Below are 16495 nucleotides of genomic sequence, written 5' to 3'. Positions count from 1 at the left end.
GCATGCCAGAAACCGGAATCGAAGTTCGCGACGCCCACCTGCACAACCTCCGCAACGTGGATGTGGACATCCCGCGCGGCACACTCGTTGCGGTGACCGGTGTGTCCGGCTCCGGCAAGTCTTCGCTCGCGTTCGGCACCATCCACGGCGAGGGCCAGCGCCGCTACCTCGAATCGGTCGCGCCGTTCGCCCGCCGCCTGATCGGCTCCGCGGTGGATCCGCAGGTCGGCTCGGTGGAGGGGCTGCCACCGACGGTGGCGCTGGAGCAGTCCACCTCCGGCGGCGGCGCGCGCTCGACCGTGGGCACCGTCTCCGCGCTGTCCAACAGCATCCGCCTGCTGTACTCGCGCGCCGGCGGCAACCCAAAGGGGCTGTACTCCGACTCGTTCTCCCCGAACACGCCCGAGGGCATGTGCCCGACGTGCCAGGGCACCGGCGTGGTGCACGAGCCCACCGAGAAATCCATGGTGCCGGACCCGACGCTGTCCATCGAGGACGGGGCCATTCAGGCATGGCCGGGCGCGTGGGCCGGCAAAAACTTCCACGACATTCTGGCCACCCTGGGCTACGACCTGGATTCGCCCTGGCAGGAGCTGCCTCAAGAGGACCGCGAGTGGATCCTGTTTACCGAGGAGCGCCCCGTGGTCACCGTCAAGCCCCTGCGCGGCGAAGACCAGATCCAGCGCAACTACAAGGGCACGTGGCGCTCGGTGGCGTCGTATTTGACCAACACGCTCGCCGAGACCCAGTCGGATACCCTGCGCAAACGCGTGCTGTCCTACATGGAGTCGCGCGTGTGCGAGACCTGCCACGGTCGCCGCCTCAACCCGGAGGCACTTAAGGTCACCTACGCAGGGATGCCTATCGACGAGCTCGGTGCCCTGCCGTTGGATAAGGTCTACGAGGTGCTGGCAGCGCAGGAACCGTCTGAGGGCTCGGCCGAGGACCTGCTGCTCAAGCAGATCCTGCCCGCCCTGCAGTCCGCGCTTGATTTGGGCCTTGCGCACTTAAGCCTGGACCGTCCCGCGCCGACGCTGTCCGCCGGTGAGCTGCAGCGCATCCGCCTGTCCGCCCAGCTGCGCTCGGGCCTGTTCGGCGTGGCGTATGTGCTGGACGAGCCGTCCGCCGGCCTGCACCCCGCCGAGCGCGGCGCGGTGCTGGACATTTGCCGCCGCTTCATCGACGCCGGCAACTCGGTGCTCTTGGTCGAGCACGACATGGAACTGGTCGCCCAGACCGACTATCTCGTGGACGTCGGCCCGCTCGCTGGCGAGCGCGGCGGCGAGGTGGTGTATGCCGGCCCCACCAGCGAGTACACCGGCGACGCGCCCACCGCGAAAGCGCTGGCGCACCGGGCGCCGTCGCTTAACGACGACCCCCGCACCGCCACCGGGGAACTGTCTTTGGCCGGCGTTTCGGCCCGCTCCATCGATGGATTGAACGTGTCGTTTGGGATGGGCCAGTTCACCGCCGTGGCCGGCGTGTCCGGCTCCGGCAAGTCCACGCTGGTGAGCACCGTGCTCGCCGGGGTGCTGCGCGAGGCGGCATCCACCGTCGTCGATGAGGACGACGAGGTGGGGCAGGACGGCGAGTGGGGCGTCGATAAGCAAGAAGGCTTCGACGCGGTGAGCCGAGTCGTGCAGATCACCCAGAAGCCCATCGGGCGCACGCCGCGCTCGACGCTGGCCACCTACACCGGGCTTTTCGACGGTGTGCGCAAACTGTTCGCCGGCACCGACGAGGCGAAGCGGCGCAAGTGGACCGTGTCGCGCTTTTCTTACAACGTGAAGCAAGGCCAGTGTCCGACCTGCGGCGGCGCCGGCAAGATCGAGGTGGAGCTGGTGTTCCTGCCTGGGTCGTACACCACCTGCCCGGACTGCGGCGGCGCGCGCTACAACGACGAGACCCTCGAGGTGACGTGGGAGGGCCTGACTATTGCGGAAGTGCTGGAGCTGACTGTCGACGAAGCCGCGGACGTGTTCGCTAACGAGCCGAAGATCCTTCGCGCCGTGGAAACCCTGCAGGCGGTGGGGCTGGGCTACCTGCGCCTCGGCCAGGGCGCGCCAGAACTTTCCGGCGGCGAGGCGCAACGCATCAAGCTGGCCACGGAGCTGCAGCGCTCCCGCAACTCGCGCCGGGGCCACACCGTGTACTTGTTGGACGAGCCGACCACAGGTTTGCACCCCGCCGACGTTGCTCTGCTGGTGCAAGAACTCAACAGCCTGGTCGACGCGGGACAGACCGTGATCGTGGTCGAGCACGACCTCTCCGTAATCGCTCAGGCCGACCGCGTGATCGAGATGGGCCCGGGCGCTGGCGCCGACGGCGGGCAGATCGTCGCCACCGGCACCCCGGCGCAGCTGGCCGAGCGCGATACCGCGACCGGGAAGGTGCTCGCCGAGCCGTCGGCGTAGGTCGCTGGGTGTGGGGACTATGCAGCTGCATAGTTTTTTCAGCATCCGGGCCATTCGACCGTGAAGCCGCCCCACCACCAGTCGCGCCACTCGTCGAAACAAGGGTGTGCCGGGGAAGTGATCACGGTGTCGCCGACGTGCAGTTCGCGAACCGGGCTGATGCCGTGCAGAGAGTTGAGGAACCACAGGGGGTGTGCGGAAGCGAGCTCGGGCGTGAGCCGACGCCGCTCGATGCGAATACCTAGCCGTTCAGCCCTCGAAACAACCTGGTGCAGGGTGATACTCGGCAGCCACACTCCGTCGGGAACGCACAGGGTGTCGCCGTCCCACATCACGAGCGCGCCGGTGGTGGTCTCCAGCATGGAGCCATGCTTATCGACGATCACCGTGTCGTCCGTGCCCTCCACCTGGTACCGCGAACGGTATGCGTGAAATGCGGCGAAGTCGGGGCCCTTCACCTCGGGCTGGGTGCGCGGGTCGGGAGCCTGCGTGTACGTCAACGTGGTAGACGAGCGAGGGGGAGGGGCGGGGCGGACGTCGAGAAGCAAAAGCCCCTGCGACAACGCGATGCGGGGAAACAGCTCGCCGTCTCGCAGCAGCGGCATGAGCTTGTCGACGAACCCGTCGGGCAGCGGTCCAGCAGATCGGGCGAAACGCTCCAGGTGCAGGTGAAGACCGTTGGTGCGGCCGTTCGAGTGGCGCCACGAGTCGGCCACATCGAGGGGGCCGTCGGGGACGTCGCACTCGACGAAGTCGCCGCGCCAGGCGTACCTACGCATCCCATGCTCCCAACACGGACTGGGCCTTGAGGTTGCGCTCGGCGAGTTCGGACTCGGGGTCGGAGGCGAGCACGATCGCGTCGCCCGCGCCCACGGTGATAGTGTCGCCGGCGCGCACGGCGGTGCGGATGACCACCGACAGGTCGGCCTGACCGTCGAAGCCGAAGTAGCCCAGCGCGCCGGAGTAGACGCCGCGCGGGGAGGTCTCTAAGCGGTCGATGATTTCGCAGGTGCGCAGTTTCGGCGCGCCGGTCATGGAGCCAGGCGGGAACGTCGCGCGCACCGCGTCGACGGCAGTGTGGCCCTCGCGCAGATGCCCGGTAATGGTGGAAACCAACTGGTGCACCGTCGCGTACGACTCCACCTGCATCAGCCCGGGCACGCGCACGGTGCCCGGTTCGCAGACGCGGGCAAGGTCGTTGCGCAACAGGTCCACGATCATGAGGTTTTCGGCGCGGGTTTTGTCGTCGTCAAGCAGCGCGGGATCCTGGTCGGCGGCGATGGTGCCCTTGATCGGTTTGGCCTCCACCTCGCGGCCGCGCACGGTGAGGAAGCGCTCGGGCGAGGCACTGGCGACCTCCACGCCGTCGAAGATCAGGTGCGCGGCGTACGGCGCGGGGTTGTGTTCGCGCAGCTGGCGGTAAATATCACCGGTCGCTTCGGCGGTGTAGGTGTCGGTTAAGCACACCTCGTAACTCTCGCCCGCGCGGAGCAACTCCTGGGCCTGCTCGATGCTGCCCAGGTAGTCCGGGTTGCTCCAGGAGCCTTCGCCTATCGACGTCCCTCCGGCCCCCTCCGCCCCCTTCAATGCCTGCTCCAGCCGGTCGAGCAAGCCGGTATCGCCGTCACCCGCCAGGGCGCACAGGTGCGCGGTTTCGGCCTGGTGGTCGTAGACGATGAATGACTGCGGGCGCACGAAATACGCGTCCGGGTAGGGCGAGTGGTGGCGCAGCGTAATCGGCATGGTCAGCTGCGCGCACTCGTAGCCCAAGTACCCGATCCACCCGCCGTTAAACGGCAGGTCGGGCGCATCAACAACTGGGGTGGACAGTTCGGCGTCGAGGGTGTCGAGCACGTTGCCGTCGTCAAGCGAATAGCTCATGGAGCGCGACAGCGTTCCCGCGGTGTCGCCGAGGATGGAGAAACGCCCGCGCGCGTCGGCGGAGTCGAGGAAGAACGCGTCGTTGCCGTCGCACCTGATGGCGTTGAATACCCGCTGGCAGTCGAGCACGCCGGGCACCTCGCGGTGGAGCAGGCGCCAGCCGCCGAGAAAATTGCGCATGATCGCCGCGCCGTGCTGGGTGAGCACCGACTCGGGGTGGAATTGCACGCCCCAGTGATTCAACCCGTCGACCTTAAGCGCCTGGATGACGCCGTCCTCGCTGCGGGCGTGGACGGTGATGCCGGGGACCTTGTCAACGTGAAGCGAGTGGTAGCGCACCACCTCAAAATCCTGCGGGATGCCGGCAAAGATGCCTTCGCCGGAATGGGTGACGGTGGAGACAAACCCGTGGCGCGGCTCAGGCGCGCGGGTCACGGCCGCACCGGCCAGCATGGCCAAGCCCTGGTGGCCCAAGCACACGCCGAGCAGCGGAATGTCGGCGTCGGCGGCTGCTTCGATGACGCGCCGGGACGCGCCGAAATCCTCCTCGCGCTCCGGGGTGCCGGGGCCGGGGGAGATGACAACGTGGCTGAACTCGCCGGCGCGCACACGCTGAGGAAGATCAGCGGCCTCGCCCGCGGGGACCACCAGGGGCTCGTGGCCGGCGGCCTGCGCGACCAGGTGGGCGAGGTTGAATGTATATGAGTCGTAATTGTCAACGAGCAGAATCATTGTGCCGTGATCGTATAGAGGGTGACAGCGTCACCTTGAAGCGCATGGTGCGCGACTCGTTAGCTGATCGGGGTGGGCTCGATCTTCCACACATCCTCGGCGTAGTCGCGGATCGTGCGGTCGGAGGAGAAGCGGCCGGACTCGCAGATGTTGATCCAGCACTTGCGCGCCCACCCGTCCGGGTCGGCGTAGTAGTCCGCGGCCATGCGGTCGCGGGCCTCGCGGTAGGCGGCGAAATCGCCGAGGACGTAGTAGACGTCCTGCTCGCCGTAGCCGTTGTCCTCCAGAAGCGAGGCGCGGATGTCGTGGAAGGCGCCGGTGCCGCGGTCGTCCAACGTGCCGTCCACGAGCGCGTCGAGGGCGCGCATAAGTCCCGGGGTCTGTTCGGCCACCTGGCGCGGGTTGTAGTGCGCCTTCAGCTCCGGCAGCTCCTCCTCGCGGGCGCCGAAGATGTAGGCGTTGTCCTCGCCGACAGCGTCGACGATCTCCACGTTCGCGCCGTCCATGGTGCCCAGGGTGAGCGCGCCGTTCATCATGAACTTCATGTTCGACGTGCCCGAAGCTTCTTTGCCGGCGGTGGAGATCTGCTCGGAGACGTCGGTGGCGGGAATGATCTGCTCTGCAGGCGAGACGTTGTAGTTCTCCACGAACACCACGTGGATGTACTTCGAGGCATCCGGGTCGTTGTTCACAAGCTCCGCGATGGTGTTGATGAGCTTGATGATGCCCTTGGCCGTGACGTAGCCGGGGGCGGCCTTCGCGCCGAAGATGAAGGTGCGCTTCGGCACGTCCTGCTCGCCGTCGACCGTGATGCGGAAGTACAAATCCAGGATGTACAGCGCGTTCATCAACTGTCGCTTGTACTCGTGCAGGCGCTTGATCTGTGTATCAAAGATGGAGTCCGGGTCGATCTCCACACCCTGGCGGGCGGCGATCCACTCCGCGAAGTCGCGCTTGTTCGCCGACTTGATGTCGCGGAGTTCGCTGAGCACCTTTGGGTCGTCCATAAGCGGGCGAAGCTCCTTGAGTTTGTCCAGGTCGGTGACCCACTCGTCGGAACCGGCGAGGCGATCCAGCAGTGCGGACAGGCGGGGGTTGCACATGCGCAGCCAGCGGCGCGGCGTGACACCGTTGGTTTTGCTGTTGAAGCGCTCCGGGTAAAGGCCGTGCCAGAAGCCGAGCGTGTCGCGTTTGATGATCTCCGTGTGTAGCGCCGCCACGCCGTTGACGGAGTAGGAGGCGTAGCAGGCGATCCACGCCATGTGCACGCGCCCGTCGTGCACCGGGGAGTAGTGGTGCGCCGTGTCCGCGTCCACGCCGCGGGACTCCATGTCCAGGCGGTAGCGGCGGTCGATTTCCTCCACGATCTCCCAAATGCGCCAGAACAGCTGCTTGAAGATGGACTCCTCCCACGTCTCCAGCGCCTCCTGCAGCACCGTGTGGTTGGTGTAGGCGAACGTGTGAGTTGTCACCTCCCAGGCGTCGTCCCAGCCGAGGCCGTGCTCGTCCATTAGCAGGCGCATCAGCTCCGGGATGCCCAGCACCGGGTGGGTGTCGTTGAGCTGGATGGAGTTGTATTTGTGGAAGTTGCGCAGGTCGTCGCCGTGGGCGGCGATGTAATCGTCGATGAGTTCCTGCAGCGATGCGGAGCAGAAGAAGTACTGCTGGCGAACGCGAAGCAGCTTGCCGGCGTAGGTGGAGTCGTTGGGGTAGAGCACGCGCGTGATGTCGTGGACTGCCTCGCGCTCAAGGATCGCGTCGGCGAAGCGCTGGGAGTTGAACGCGTCGTAGTCGAACTCGGCGATCGGGGAGGCGTCCCACAGGCGCAGCGTGCCCACGTTGTCCGTGCCGTAGCCGGTGATCGGCATGTCGTACGGGATGGCGCGCACGTGCATGTCGTCGAACTTCACAATGCGCTGCTCGGAACCGCGGCGGATGATGAAGGGGTAGAACGACTCCTTCCACGCGTCCGGGTGCTCGCGCTGGAAGCCGTCCTCGAACTCCTGGCGGAACAGCCCGTAGCGGTAGAGCAGGCCGTAGCCGGTCAGCGGGAAGTCCTGCTCGGCGGCGGAATCGAGGAAGCAGGCGGCCAGGCGCCCCAGGCCGCCGTTGCCCAGGGCGGCATCGTGCTCGGCCTCCAGCACGTCTGAAAGCTCGAAGCCGTTGTCCTCCGCAATTGCTTTCGCCTTATCGACGAGCCCAAGGTTAGTCAGGTTATTCAGCAGCGCCCGACCCTCCAGGAACTCCGCCGAGAAGTACGCCGCACGGCGGGTGGTCTTGTACGTGTTGCGGGTTTTCGCCCAGTTGTCGGCGATCTGCTCGACAGTGGCGGCGGACAGGCCCGTCCAGAACTTCTTCACCGTGGAGTCCTGCGGCGCGCGGCCGGAGAAGCTACGGACGTGGCCCTCGACGGTCTGCTCGAATGCTGGCTGAGATGCAGTCATGTCTCCCGAGCGTACCGGCGCTGCCGGGTGTGTGCAGGTGACCGCGGCCGCGCTACTTGGCCAGGTAGCTCAGCGCGGCGGTCAGTCCCGCGCGGGTGGAGGCGTCGATGGTGGGTTCGTACTCCGGCAGGAAGGTGGACATGTGGTTGACGGGCACGTCCTCGCCGACGCGGTCTTCTTCCATGGCCTTGTCCCACACGTCGTGAGGCGTGCAGCCGACGAGCCAGAAGAAGTACGGCGCGCCGTATGCCTGGCCGATGACGGGGAAGTCCTCGGAGACGGTCTTCGGGTCGGCAGTGACGGAGGCGTCGCCGAAGACGCCGTCGAACTGCTCGCGCACGCGGGTGAACACTTCCTCGTCGTTGTCCAGCAGCTCGCCGTGGGCGAAAAAGGAGATCATGGCCTGTTCCAGCGAGCCGGAGGCCAGCACCTCGGCGTGGACCACGCGCTTGATGGCGGAGTAGACCTTCGCCTTGACCCGGTCGGAGTAGAAGCGGCAGTTGAGCACCAGCTCGGCCTCACCCGGGATGATGTTGTTGGTGGTGCCGGCGTGCATGCTGGCCACGGTGACCACGGCGAAGTCCGCCGGGTCTACCTCGCGGCCCACGATCGCCTGCAGGCGGGCAATGATCATCGCCGCGGTGTAGGTGGGGTCGATGGCGTTGTGCGGCATGGAGCCGTGAGCGGCGCGACCCGGGATTTTGATGCGGATGGAGTCGCAGGCGGCGAACTGCGGGCCCGGCTTGGACATCACCTCTCCGGCGCGGCCCGGCATGACGTGTTGGCCGAAGACCACGTCCGGGGCGGGCACCTTCTCGGTCAGGCCGCCGTCGGCCATGTCCTGGGCGCCGGCGCCGATCTCCTCGCCCGGCTGGAACAGGGCGATGAACGTGCCGGACCACTGCTCGCGGGTGTTGTCCAAAAAGTCGCACATGCTCAGCAGTGCGGTGGTGTGGATGTCGTGGCCGCAGGCGTGCATGGTGCCCACGGTTTGCCCGTCGGCAGTCTTGGCCACCGTGTGGGATGCGTACGGCGCGCCGGTCTGCTCGGTCACCGGCAAGCCGTCGAAATCCGCGCGGTGCATCACTGTCGGGCCCTGGCCGTTTTCGAAGACGGCGCAGATGCCGAACTTGCCGATGGGGGCGATGACCTCGCAGTCGAAGCGCGAAAGCTCCATCATCAGGCGGCTGTAGGTCTCCTCCTCCTGCATGGACAGCTCCGGGTTGGCGTGCAGCAGCTCGTAGAGGCGGCGCTGCCACACCTCGTCCACGGAGTAGGAGCGCAAAATCTCGGAAATATTACTCAAAATTCATCTCTCCAAATTTGGGTTATATCGCAATAGATTGGGCGCCGGGGTGCATTCCTCGGCGATGCGCAGGGAGGGGGCCACGTGTCCGTCGCTACGCAAGGTGCGAAGTGCAGCCGTGGCGCGATCGCGCATATCAAACGGCGACAGCGTGTTCACGTAAATCTGCGTGCCGCCCTCGAAGCCGGCGAGGGTGGAAATGCGCCATTTCACGTTGATACGCCACGGCATGGGCACGTCCAGGTCCACTGGGCGGTAGTGCCACTCCTCGTTTGTGGCTACCTGCCCGCCGGTGGCGGCGTGCGCTGCGTGCAGCAGGTCGGAGACCGCGCGGACCTCCTCGTCCGTGTGCTCCCACGGCTCGCTGGCGCGGGACTTCGAGTACACCGTCATGGTGGGGTAGCGGTGGCCCACGCCGGCGGTGAGGATGGCGTGGTCGTTCTCCGCGATGACCAGGTTTTGGTAAAACGCGTGGTTGACACCCCAGTCGTTGTACAGGTTCAAATTCTGGCGCAGCTTCGCCGTTTCGGTCTCGGCGTTGACGCCGCGCTCGTCGATGGCCACCAGCTGCTTGTGCAGGTGCTCGAACGAGGCGCCGGCGGGCGAGAGCCAGTTTTGGAACACCACCACGTAGCGGGCGTAGGTGTGCTGCTCCACCAGGTCGCGCAGCGAATCCACGGTGAACGCGATGAAGCGGGAGTGCTCCTCCGGGGGCAGCGACCCGGAGCCGGCGAGCTGGTCGGTGCGCGTTGCACCATCGGCAAAGTGGCGCCGGCCGATGATCACGTCGTGGCCGCCGCCGAAGTAGGCCGGGGCCAGCTCAAGCAGCTCGTCTTCCGGCTTGTCGGGGTCCTGGCCGGCCGCGGCCAGCCGCGTCCGCACGATCTCCAGCACATGCTCGCGCCCGGCGGGATCCGCCAGGTAGCGCTCCATGTGGCTGCGGCGCGCCACGGGCATTTCGTAGCCGTAGTTTTTCTGCCAGTAGTCGTAGGAGACGATCTCGAACAGGTTGGGCACCCGCCGAAACTCCGCGACTGTGTTGTCTAACTCGTCGGGCATGGCGTCGCGCAGGATGGCAAACCCCTCGCCGTCGGCGACCAGCCGCGACTTCTCCGGCGGGGTGCGCAGTTTGCGCGCTTCGCAGAAATTGCAGGTGTCCGTGTGCGCGCCGGGACCCAAGGGCTCAGGTGGGGCGCCTGTGGCGGTGAGGGGCCTGTTGCCGCGGCCTGGAACCGTCCACACCTCCGTGCCGGAGAACGGATTGACCTGCTTTAAAGTCCCGTCCGCCATGGTCCGCAGCGCCACGTGGTACGAGTGCGCTGGGTTCATGGCGGGGTTAGACATGCACGCAACCATACCGGTTAGCCTTGAGCACATGTCTGTGATCCAATTCGACGTCCTCGTCCCACCCACCGTCGCCGGCGAGGTCAAAGAGGTCTTCCAGCGTGCACTCGACATCCTCGTGCACCGGGGGAAGCTCACCGCGGCAACGGTGGACATGGAGCAGGTGCTTATCGACGACTCCGTGCGCGCGCAGCTGGCTGAAACCTACGAGCGGGACCGGGGCGAAGACCCCGCGGAAGCAGAAGTGTTTCGCTACAGCATCACGCCCGAGGGTGCGGACAGCCTCAACCGCCTCGCCATGGGCCTGTCGCGCATCCTCACACCGAAGGTGGACCTGCCGCGCGACCCGGTGATGCTGGAGGACCAGGACCGCTTCGAGGCCCCGTCGATCTACCCCTGGACCGTGGAGGTGTTCAGGTAGGCCACGGCGATCTCCGCGCCGGCCTGGGTGAGCTGCTCGCGCACGCTGTCAGTCTCCGACAGCGTCACCGCAATGGTGCCTTCGTCCGGCTGCTCGTCGAAACGGCCTGCGGCCACGGCAAACACAGAGTCGGCCTCGCGGGCCAGTTCGCCAACGACGGAGGCGACCTTGCCGGTGCCGGTCTGCCCGTCGAAGCGGCCCTCGCCGGTGATTGCAAGCGCGGCGTCTGCGACCTGCTCCGCGAGCCCGTTGGAGTCCGCCACCACGCGCGCGCCGGGCAGGATGTGCACGTGGGATGAGTCCCCGTGGAGCATGGTGGACAGCCACGTGATGCCGATGCCCACGCCTCCCGCTGCGCCCAAGCCTGGGGTTGCCGGGTCCACGTCCGCGACCTCGCACAGACGCGCCAGACCCCGGTCGAGCACCTCGACGTTGTCTCTAGTTGCGCCCTTCTGCGGGCCGAACACGTGCGCTGCGCCCTGCGGTCCGGTGGCCGGTGCGGTGGTGTCCGTGAGCAGGACCCACTCCACGGCGCCGGCGGGGACGTTGACCTTCGCGGTGTCGAAGTGAGCCAGCTGCTCTAACGCGCCGCCGCCGGGCTTGAGCTGGTAGCCGGCCTGGTCCAGGGGGTTGACGCCGAGGGCGACGAGGATGCCGGTGCCGCCGTCGATCGTTGCGGTGCCCCCGAGGCCCAGCACGATGCGCTCAGCGCCGCGGGTCTGCGCGTCCGCGATGAGCACGCCGGTGCCGTAGGTGTCGCCGGTCAGCGGCACCGGCTCATCCACCGCGGGCAGGCCCGAGGCGGCGGCGACGTCGATGTAAGCGGTTTTGCTCGGGGCGTGGAAGGTGTACTCCGCTTCGGTGAGGCGGCCGGCTGCGGTAGTCGTCGGCAAGCAAATGCGCTCGCCCTCAAACAGCGACGAGGTGCCCTCGCCGCCGTCCGCCATGGGGGTGAGCACGATGTGCGCGTCGCGGATGACGGAGCGCACGCCTTCAGCGAGCCATTCTGCGGCCTCGGCGGCTGTTGCGGTGGACTTGAACGAATCCGGAGCGACAACGATTTTGGGCGAGGGAACTGCGTCGAGCGGAGAAACCATGGGGGAGATTCTAGCTGCCGGCGACGAGCGGCCTAACGGTGTTGTAAAGTTTGTCCGGTACGCAATTCTGCATAGCTATAGATATCGGAGGCCACGCCCAATGAGCGCGATTGATCAAGAAGTTGCCGGCTACTACCAGAAGCTGCTGGAGCGCAACGCGGGCGAACCGGAGTTCCACCAGGCAGTGGCCGATGTGCTGGATTCGCTGAAGATCGTGCTGGGCAAAGACCCGCACTACGCGGATTACGGGCTGATCGAGCGCCTCTGCGAGCCAGAGCGCCAGATCATCTTCCGCGTGCCCTGGCTGGACGACGACAACAATGTGCGCGTCAACCGCGGCTTCCGCGTCCAGTTCAACTCCGCGCTCGGCCCTTACAAGGGGGGCTTGCGCTTCCACCCGAGCGTGAACCTGGGCATTATCAAGTTCCTCGGCTTTGAGCAGATCTTCAAAAATTCCCTGACCGGCTTGCCCATCGGTGGCGGCAAGGGCGGCTCCGACTTCGACCCGAAGGGCCGCTCCGACGGGGAGATCATGCGCTTTTGCCAGTCCTTCATGACTGAGCTGTGGCGCCACATTGGCGAGTACCGCGACGTGCCCGCCGGCGACATCGGCGTGGGCGGCCGTGAGATCGGCTACCTGTTTGGCCAGTACCGCCGCCTGGTGGACCAGCACGAATCGGGTGTGCTCACCGGCAAGGGGCTGACCTGGGGCGGCTCACTGGTGCGTAAGGAGGCCACCGGCTACGGCTGCGTGTACTTCACCAACGAGATGATGAAGGCGAACAACGAATCTATCGACGGCGCAAAGGTGATCGTCTCCGGCTCCGGCAATGTTGCCATCTACGCCATGCAGAAGGCGCAGGAACTCGGCGCGACCGTTGTCGGCTTCTCCGATTCCTCCGGCTGGGTGGAGACCCCCAATGGCGTGGATATCGAGCTTGTCCAGGACATCAAGGAGAAGCGCCGTGGGCGCGTGTCCGAGTACGCGGAGGAAACCACCGGCGCGACCTTCCACGCCGACGGCTCCATCTGGGACCTCGAGGCCGATGTGGCGCTGCCGTGCGCGACGCAAAACGAGCTGGGTGGCGACCACGCGCGCACCCTGGTCGACAATGGTGTGCGCTACGTCGCCGAGGGAGCGAACATGCCGTCTACCGCCGAGGCGATCGAGGTCTTTCGTGAGCGCGGCGTCTGCTTCGGCCCAGGTAAGGCCGCTAACGCCGGCGGTGTAGCCACCTCCGCTTTGGAGATGCAGCAGAACGCCTCGCGCGACTCCTGGTCCTTCGGTTACACGGACGACCGCCTGCAAAAGATCATGTCCAACATCTTCAAGGTGGCCAAGGGCACCGCCGAGGAATACGACCGCGCTGGCGACTACGTCATCGGCGCAAATATCGCCGGTTTTAAAAAGGTGGCCGACGCGATGCTTGCTCAGGGCGTGATTTAGCGCTCTAGCGGGTACGCTTAGGCACCATGTACCGCGTTTTTGAAGCCCTGGATGAGCTAGTTCAAACCCTGGAGCAGGCCTACGGCGTGCCTATGACCTCTAATTGCATGGTTCCCCGCAACGAGATGCTCGGGCTTCTCGACGACCTCCGAAACGCCCTGCCCGTCGACTTGGACGATGCGCAGGACGTGCTGGACAAGCAGGACGAGATCCTGCGCGGGGCGCAGGACCGCGCCGACATGCTCGTCGGCGACGCCGAGGAGGATGCCCGCCGCATTGTCTCCGACGCGCACTCCGAGTCCGAGTCGATGCTCTCCGACGCGCAGGCGCGCGCGACCAACCTGGTCACCGACGCGGAAGAAGAATCCAACATGATGGTCACCCAGGCGCAGAACGTGGCCGAGATGACCGTCACCAACGCCCAGCGCGAGGCCGACAACATTGTCGATTCCGGCAACGTCGAGTACCAGCGCACCGTGGACAAGGGCCTGGCGGAGCAGAAGCGCCTGATCTCCGAGTCCGAGGTCATGCGCCGCGCCGACGAGGAGGCGCACCGTCTGGTGGACGAGGCAACCGCCGAGTCCAACCGCCTGCGCTCCGAGTGCGACGACTACGTCGACTCCAAGCTCGCAGAGTTCGAAGACGGGCTGCGGGGCGTGCTACAGACCGTCTCCTCCGACCGTTCCGCACTGCGCCGCGGTGCCGGTGCCGCAGGTGCGGCGGCTCGCGGCCGCCGCGACGAGTTCTAACGGGTAGTCTGTTGCCGTTATGTCTACCAACCCTTTCGTATTCGACGTCAGCGACGTCCTTGGCGGCGACGGCACACCAGAGACAGTGACGCAGACGGGCCCGTCCCCGTCGCGCATCGGCCCGGAAATGATCGCGATCCCCGAAGGTCGCGAGGTTGAAATCGAGGCGACCCTGGTCCCGCTGGGCTCCGGAGTGATGGTGGATGCCACCGCCACCGCGCAGCTGGAGGGCCAGTGCGTGCGCTGCCTGAAGGAGCTCACCCCGACCGAGACGCTACGCATCTCCGAGGTGTTTTCCGCCTCCGACGACTTCATCACCGGCGACAGCGAGGAAGATGAAGACCAGGGCTCCGGCGACGAGATCCGCAAGGTTGTCGACGGCACCGTGGACTTAGAGCAGGCGTTCGTGGACGAGGCCGGCATGAACTGGCCGTTCAACCCCACCTGCGAGCCGGAGTGCGAGGGCGACACGGACGTGCCGGCCCCGGACGCGGTCGAGGGCGAGGAAAATAACCTGGTCGACCCACGCTGGGCCGGCCTGGAGAAGTTCCTGTGAGCCGCTCGAAGAAGAAGGGCAACGCGGACGAGCTGTGGGAGCAGGCGTTCGACGCCGTCGACCACGCCCCGCTCATCGCACACCTCGGCGTGGACATCGAGCGCGAGAGCTTGAAGCTCGCGCTGACCCACCGCTCGTTTGCCAACGAGCACGGCCACCTGCCCAACAACGAGCGCTTGGAGTTCGTCGGCGACGCCGTGCTGGGCCTGTCCGTGGCAACCAAGCTGTTCGAGCTGTACCCCTCGCGCCCGGAGTCTGACCTATCGCCGATGCGCGCGGCGATCGTCTCGCGCTACGGCCTGGCCGACATCGCCCGGGACATCGACCTGGGTGCGCACGTGCTCATCGGCAAAGGCGAAGAGCTCACCGGCGGCCGCGAGAAGGAGTCGATCCTCGCGGACACCACCGAGGCGATCTTCGGCGCGATCTACCTGCAACACGGCTTCGAGCCGGCGCGCGATGTGATACTCAAGCTTTTCGACGAAAAGCTCCGCACCGCCACCGTGAACAAGAAGCACCACGACTGGAAGACGGACCTGCAGGTGCGCCTGGCGGAGCTGAAGCTGCCGGTGGCGGAGTACGTCTCCGAGGCAGAAGGCCCCGAGCACAATCAGACGTTTACGGCGCAGGCGATGGTGGGCGGCGTTGCCCGCGGCACCGGCACCGGGCCGAACAAGAAGCTGGCGGAGCAGGAGGCGGCCCACCAAGCGGTGCTGTACCTGCGCGACCACGCTGCGGAGGCCGTTCGCGGCAATGCCTGAGCTGCCCGAAGTCGAGGTGGTGCGCCGCGGGCTGGACCAGCACGTAGTCGGCCGCACGTTTCAGCGGGTAGAGGTGCTGCACCCCCGCGCCGCGCGCGGCAACACCGTGGACTTGGAGGCCACGCTGCCGGGGCTCACGATTACTGGCACTGGCCGGCGCGGCAAATACATGTGGTTCACGCTCAGCGACGGCGCGGCGCTGCTCGTGCACTTGCGCATGAGCGGGCAGATGCTCGTGGCAAAGCATGGCACCGTCACCTCGCCGCACCTGCGCATCCGCGCGGACGTGGGGGAGGTGGAGCTGGATTTTGTGGACCAGCGCACTTTCGGGTTCTGGCAGTACACACAGCTTGTGCACGGCATCCCGCACCCCGCTCTCCACATCGCCCCCGACCCGTTCGAGCCCGACTTCGACGTCCGGGAGACCGCCCGGGCAATGCGGCGGAGGAAATCGCCGTTGAAAAATGTGCTCCTGAACCAGGAGGTGGTCAGCGGCATCGGATCCATCTACGCCGACGAGGCGATGTGGGCCGCGCGCCTGAAGCCCTGGCGCAGCGCGAAGACCATGCGTCAGCGCGACGCGGAGGCGGTGCTGGATGCCTCGCGCGAAGTGATGGCCCGCTCGCTGGAGCAGGGCGGCACAAGCTTCGATGCGCTGTACGTCAACGTCAACGGCGCGTCCGGGTATTTCTCCCGCTCACTCAACGCCTACGGGCAGGCGGGCAAACCCTGCGCCCGCTGCGGCACCCCGATCGAGCGCGTTGCGGTCGGCGGCCGCTCCAGCTACTTCTGCCCGGCATGCCAGGTGTTGTAGCGCGCGAGTACGGTGGTGCGACATGGTTGATCAGTCAGCATTCAAAGACGCAATGAGCCAGCTGGCTGCGGCGGTGGCGATCGTGACCACCGGTTCTGCGACGGACCCGCACGGCACCACCGTCAGCGCCTTCATGTCGCTCTCGCTGGATCCGCCGATGGTGCTGGTCTCGCTGGATCAAAGGTCGTCGCTGTTGGCGTTGTTGGCCGAAGGGGCGTCGATAGGCATTAATGTGCTCTCCACCGAGCAGAACGTGCTGGCGCGGCGCTTCGCGTCCAAAGGCGTGGACCGCTTCGCGGGGGTGGAGTGGCAGATGGCCGACGGCGCGCCGCAGCTGGGCGGCAACCACACGTGGGTAGCCGGGCGTGTGGCGCAGATGATTGCTGCGGGCGACCACGTACTTGTGCTTGTCGACGTCGCCGCCACCGACGTCAACACCAACTGCCCGCTGCTGTACTGGCAGCGCGAGTTTGGCACCCACGGCGCGATTCAGCCCGGCGAGGTGTGCACCCCGGCGGTGGAGGGGTAG

General features: G+C 66.5%; 14 protein-coding genes. 8 read left to right on the top strand and 6 right to left on the bottom strand.

Annotation, left to right across the window (positions count from 1 at the left end; translation table 11 throughout):
• The first annotated feature begins 2 nt into the window (after positions 1-2).
• A complete protein-coding gene (locus CIHUM_RS07225; protein WP_034998610.1) occupies positions 3-2414 on the top strand; it encodes an excinuclease ABC subunit UvrA in 2412 nt (803 codons plus the stop codon).
• 38 nt (positions 2415-2452) lie between these two features.
• Here the strand turns inward: CIHUM_RS07225 and CIHUM_RS07220 are convergent, their stop codons facing one another.
• From CIHUM_RS07220 to CIHUM_RS07200, 5 genes are read right to left on the bottom strand one after another with little or no spacing between them, the layout of a single operon-like run.
• Positions 2453-3193, bottom strand: coding sequence for an aminotransferase class IV (locus CIHUM_RS07220; protein WP_034998612.1), 741 nt, complete (start codon positions 3191-3193; stop codon positions 2453-2455).
• Entirely contained in the window at positions 3186-5027 is a 1842-nt protein-coding gene (locus tag CIHUM_RS07215) for a chorismate-binding protein (protein WP_034998613.1), read from the bottom strand. Before CIHUM_RS07215 ends, CIHUM_RS07220 begins: the two co-directional genes overlap by 8 nt.
• A 59-nt stretch (positions 5028-5086) precedes the next feature.
• Complete coding sequence (locus CIHUM_RS07210; RefSeq protein WP_034998615.1) at positions 5087-7471, bottom strand: glycogen/starch/alpha-glucan phosphorylase; 2385 nt, start codon at positions 7469-7471, stop codon at positions 5087-5089.
• A gap of 52 nt (positions 7472-7523) precedes the next feature.
• On the bottom strand, positions 7524-8777 hold the full coding sequence (locus tag CIHUM_RS07205) for an amidohydrolase (protein WP_034998617.1): 1254 nt from the start codon (positions 8775-8777) through the stop codon (positions 7524-7526).
• A gap of 3 nt (positions 8778-8780) precedes the next feature.
• A complete protein-coding gene (locus CIHUM_RS07200; RefSeq protein ID WP_243427139.1) occupies positions 8781-10121 on the bottom strand; it encodes a DUF4921 family protein in 1341 nt (446 codons plus the stop codon).
• Between the two features lie 31 nt (positions 10122-10152).
• Here CIHUM_RS07200 and CIHUM_RS07195 point away from each other — a divergent pair, with 31 nt between their 5' ends.
• Complete coding sequence (locus tag CIHUM_RS07195) at positions 10153-10542, top strand: hypothetical protein (RefSeq protein ID WP_034998619.1); 390 nt, start codon at positions 10153-10155, stop codon at positions 10540-10542.
• On the opposite strand, the gene CIHUM_RS07190 is transcribed toward CIHUM_RS07195, so the two are convergent.
• On the bottom strand, positions 10512-11639 hold the full coding sequence (locus CIHUM_RS07190) for a glycerate kinase family protein (RefSeq protein ID WP_034998620.1): 1128 nt from the start codon (positions 11637-11639) through the stop codon (positions 10512-10514). The two genes, CIHUM_RS07195 and CIHUM_RS07190, sit on opposite strands and share 31 nt — an antisense overlap.
• A 100-nt stretch (positions 11640-11739) precedes the next feature.
• On the opposite strand from CIHUM_RS07190, the gene gdhA reads away from it, so the two are divergent.
• Genes gdhA through CIHUM_RS07160 form a run of 6 tightly spaced genes read left to right on the top strand, consistent with a single transcriptional unit; the run spans position 11740 to position 16495 of the window.
• Positions 11740-13086, top strand: a complete 1347-nt coding sequence (gene gdhA, locus CIHUM_RS07185) for an NADP-specific glutamate dehydrogenase (RefSeq protein WP_034998621.1) — start codon at positions 11740-11742, stop codon at positions 13084-13086.
• 26 nt (positions 13087-13112) lie between these two features.
• The gene (locus CIHUM_RS07180) at positions 13113-13835 is read left to right on the top strand and encodes a DivIVA domain-containing protein (RefSeq protein ID WP_034998622.1); all 723 of its coding nucleotides are present in this window, start codon (positions 13113-13115) and stop codon (positions 13833-13835) included.
• A gap of 19 nt (positions 13836-13854) precedes the next feature.
• Positions 13855-14391: a YceD family protein gene (locus CIHUM_RS07175; protein ID WP_034998623.1), complete on the top strand. Its 537-nt coding sequence runs from the start codon at positions 13855-13857 to the stop codon at positions 14389-14391.
• Entirely contained in the window at positions 14388-15152 is a 765-nt protein-coding gene (gene rnc, locus CIHUM_RS07170) for a ribonuclease III (protein WP_034998625.1), read from the top strand. Before CIHUM_RS07175 ends, rnc begins: the two co-directional genes overlap by 4 nt.
• Positions 15145-15966, top strand: a complete 822-nt coding sequence (gene mutM, locus CIHUM_RS07165) for a bifunctional DNA-formamidopyrimidine glycosylase/DNA-(apurinic or apyrimidinic site) lyase (protein WP_034998627.1) — start codon at positions 15145-15147, stop codon at positions 15964-15966. The genes rnc and mutM overlap by 8 nt, the downstream gene beginning before the upstream one ends.
• A gap of 22 nt (positions 15967-15988) precedes the next feature.
• Positions 15989-16495, top strand: coding sequence for a flavin reductase family protein (locus CIHUM_RS07160; RefSeq protein WP_034998628.1), 507 nt, complete (start codon positions 15989-15991; stop codon positions 16493-16495).

Source organism: Corynebacterium ihumii, assembly GCF_028609825.1.
Classification (GTDB): domain Bacteria; phylum Actinomycetota; class Actinomycetes; order Mycobacteriales; family Mycobacteriaceae; genus Corynebacterium; species Corynebacterium afermentans.
The sequence above is the reverse complement of the archived record's forward strand: the minus strand, read 5'-3'. Positions and strand labels throughout refer to the sequence as shown.

Coding starts and splice junctions, on each gene's coding strand:
- CIHUM_RS07225 (WP_034998610.1), top strand. CDS start 3: ATGCCAGAAACCGGAATCGAAGTTCGCGACGCCCACCTGCACAACCTC.
- CIHUM_RS07220 (WP_034998612.1), bottom strand. CDS start 3,193: ATGCGTAGGTACGCCTGGCGCGGCGACTTCGTCGAGTGCGACGTCCCC.
- CIHUM_RS07215 (WP_034998613.1), bottom strand. CDS start 5,027: ATGATTCTGCTCGTTGACAATTACGACTCATATACATTCAACCTCGCC.
- CIHUM_RS07210 (WP_034998615.1), bottom strand. CDS start 7,471: ATGACTGCATCTCAGCCAGCATTCGAGCAGACCGTCGAGGGCCACGTC.
- CIHUM_RS07200 (WP_243427139.1), bottom strand. CDS start 10,121: ATGTCTAACCCCGCCATGAACCCAGCGCACTCGTACCACGTGGCGCTG.
- CIHUM_RS07195 (WP_034998619.1), top strand. CDS start 10,153: ATGTCTGTGATCCAATTCGACGTCCTCGTCCCACCCACCGTCGCCGGC.
- CIHUM_RS07190 (WP_034998620.1), bottom strand. CDS start 11,639: ATGGTTTCTCCGCTCGACGCAGTTCCCTCGCCCAAAATCGTTGTCGCT.
- gdhA (WP_034998621.1), top strand. CDS start 11,740: ATGAGCGCGATTGATCAAGAAGTTGCCGGCTACTACCAGAAGCTGCTG.
- CIHUM_RS07180 (WP_034998622.1), top strand. CDS start 13,113: ATGTACCGCGTTTTTGAAGCCCTGGATGAGCTAGTTCAAACCCTGGAG.
- CIHUM_RS07175 (WP_034998623.1), top strand. CDS start 13,855: ATGTCTACCAACCCTTTCGTATTCGACGTCAGCGACGTCCTTGGCGGC.
- mutM (WP_034998627.1), top strand. CDS start 15,145: ATGCCTGAGCTGCCCGAAGTCGAGGTGGTGCGCCGCGGGCTGGACCAG.
- CIHUM_RS07160 (WP_034998628.1), top strand. CDS start 15,989: ATGGTTGATCAGTCAGCATTCAAAGACGCAATGAGCCAGCTGGCTGCG.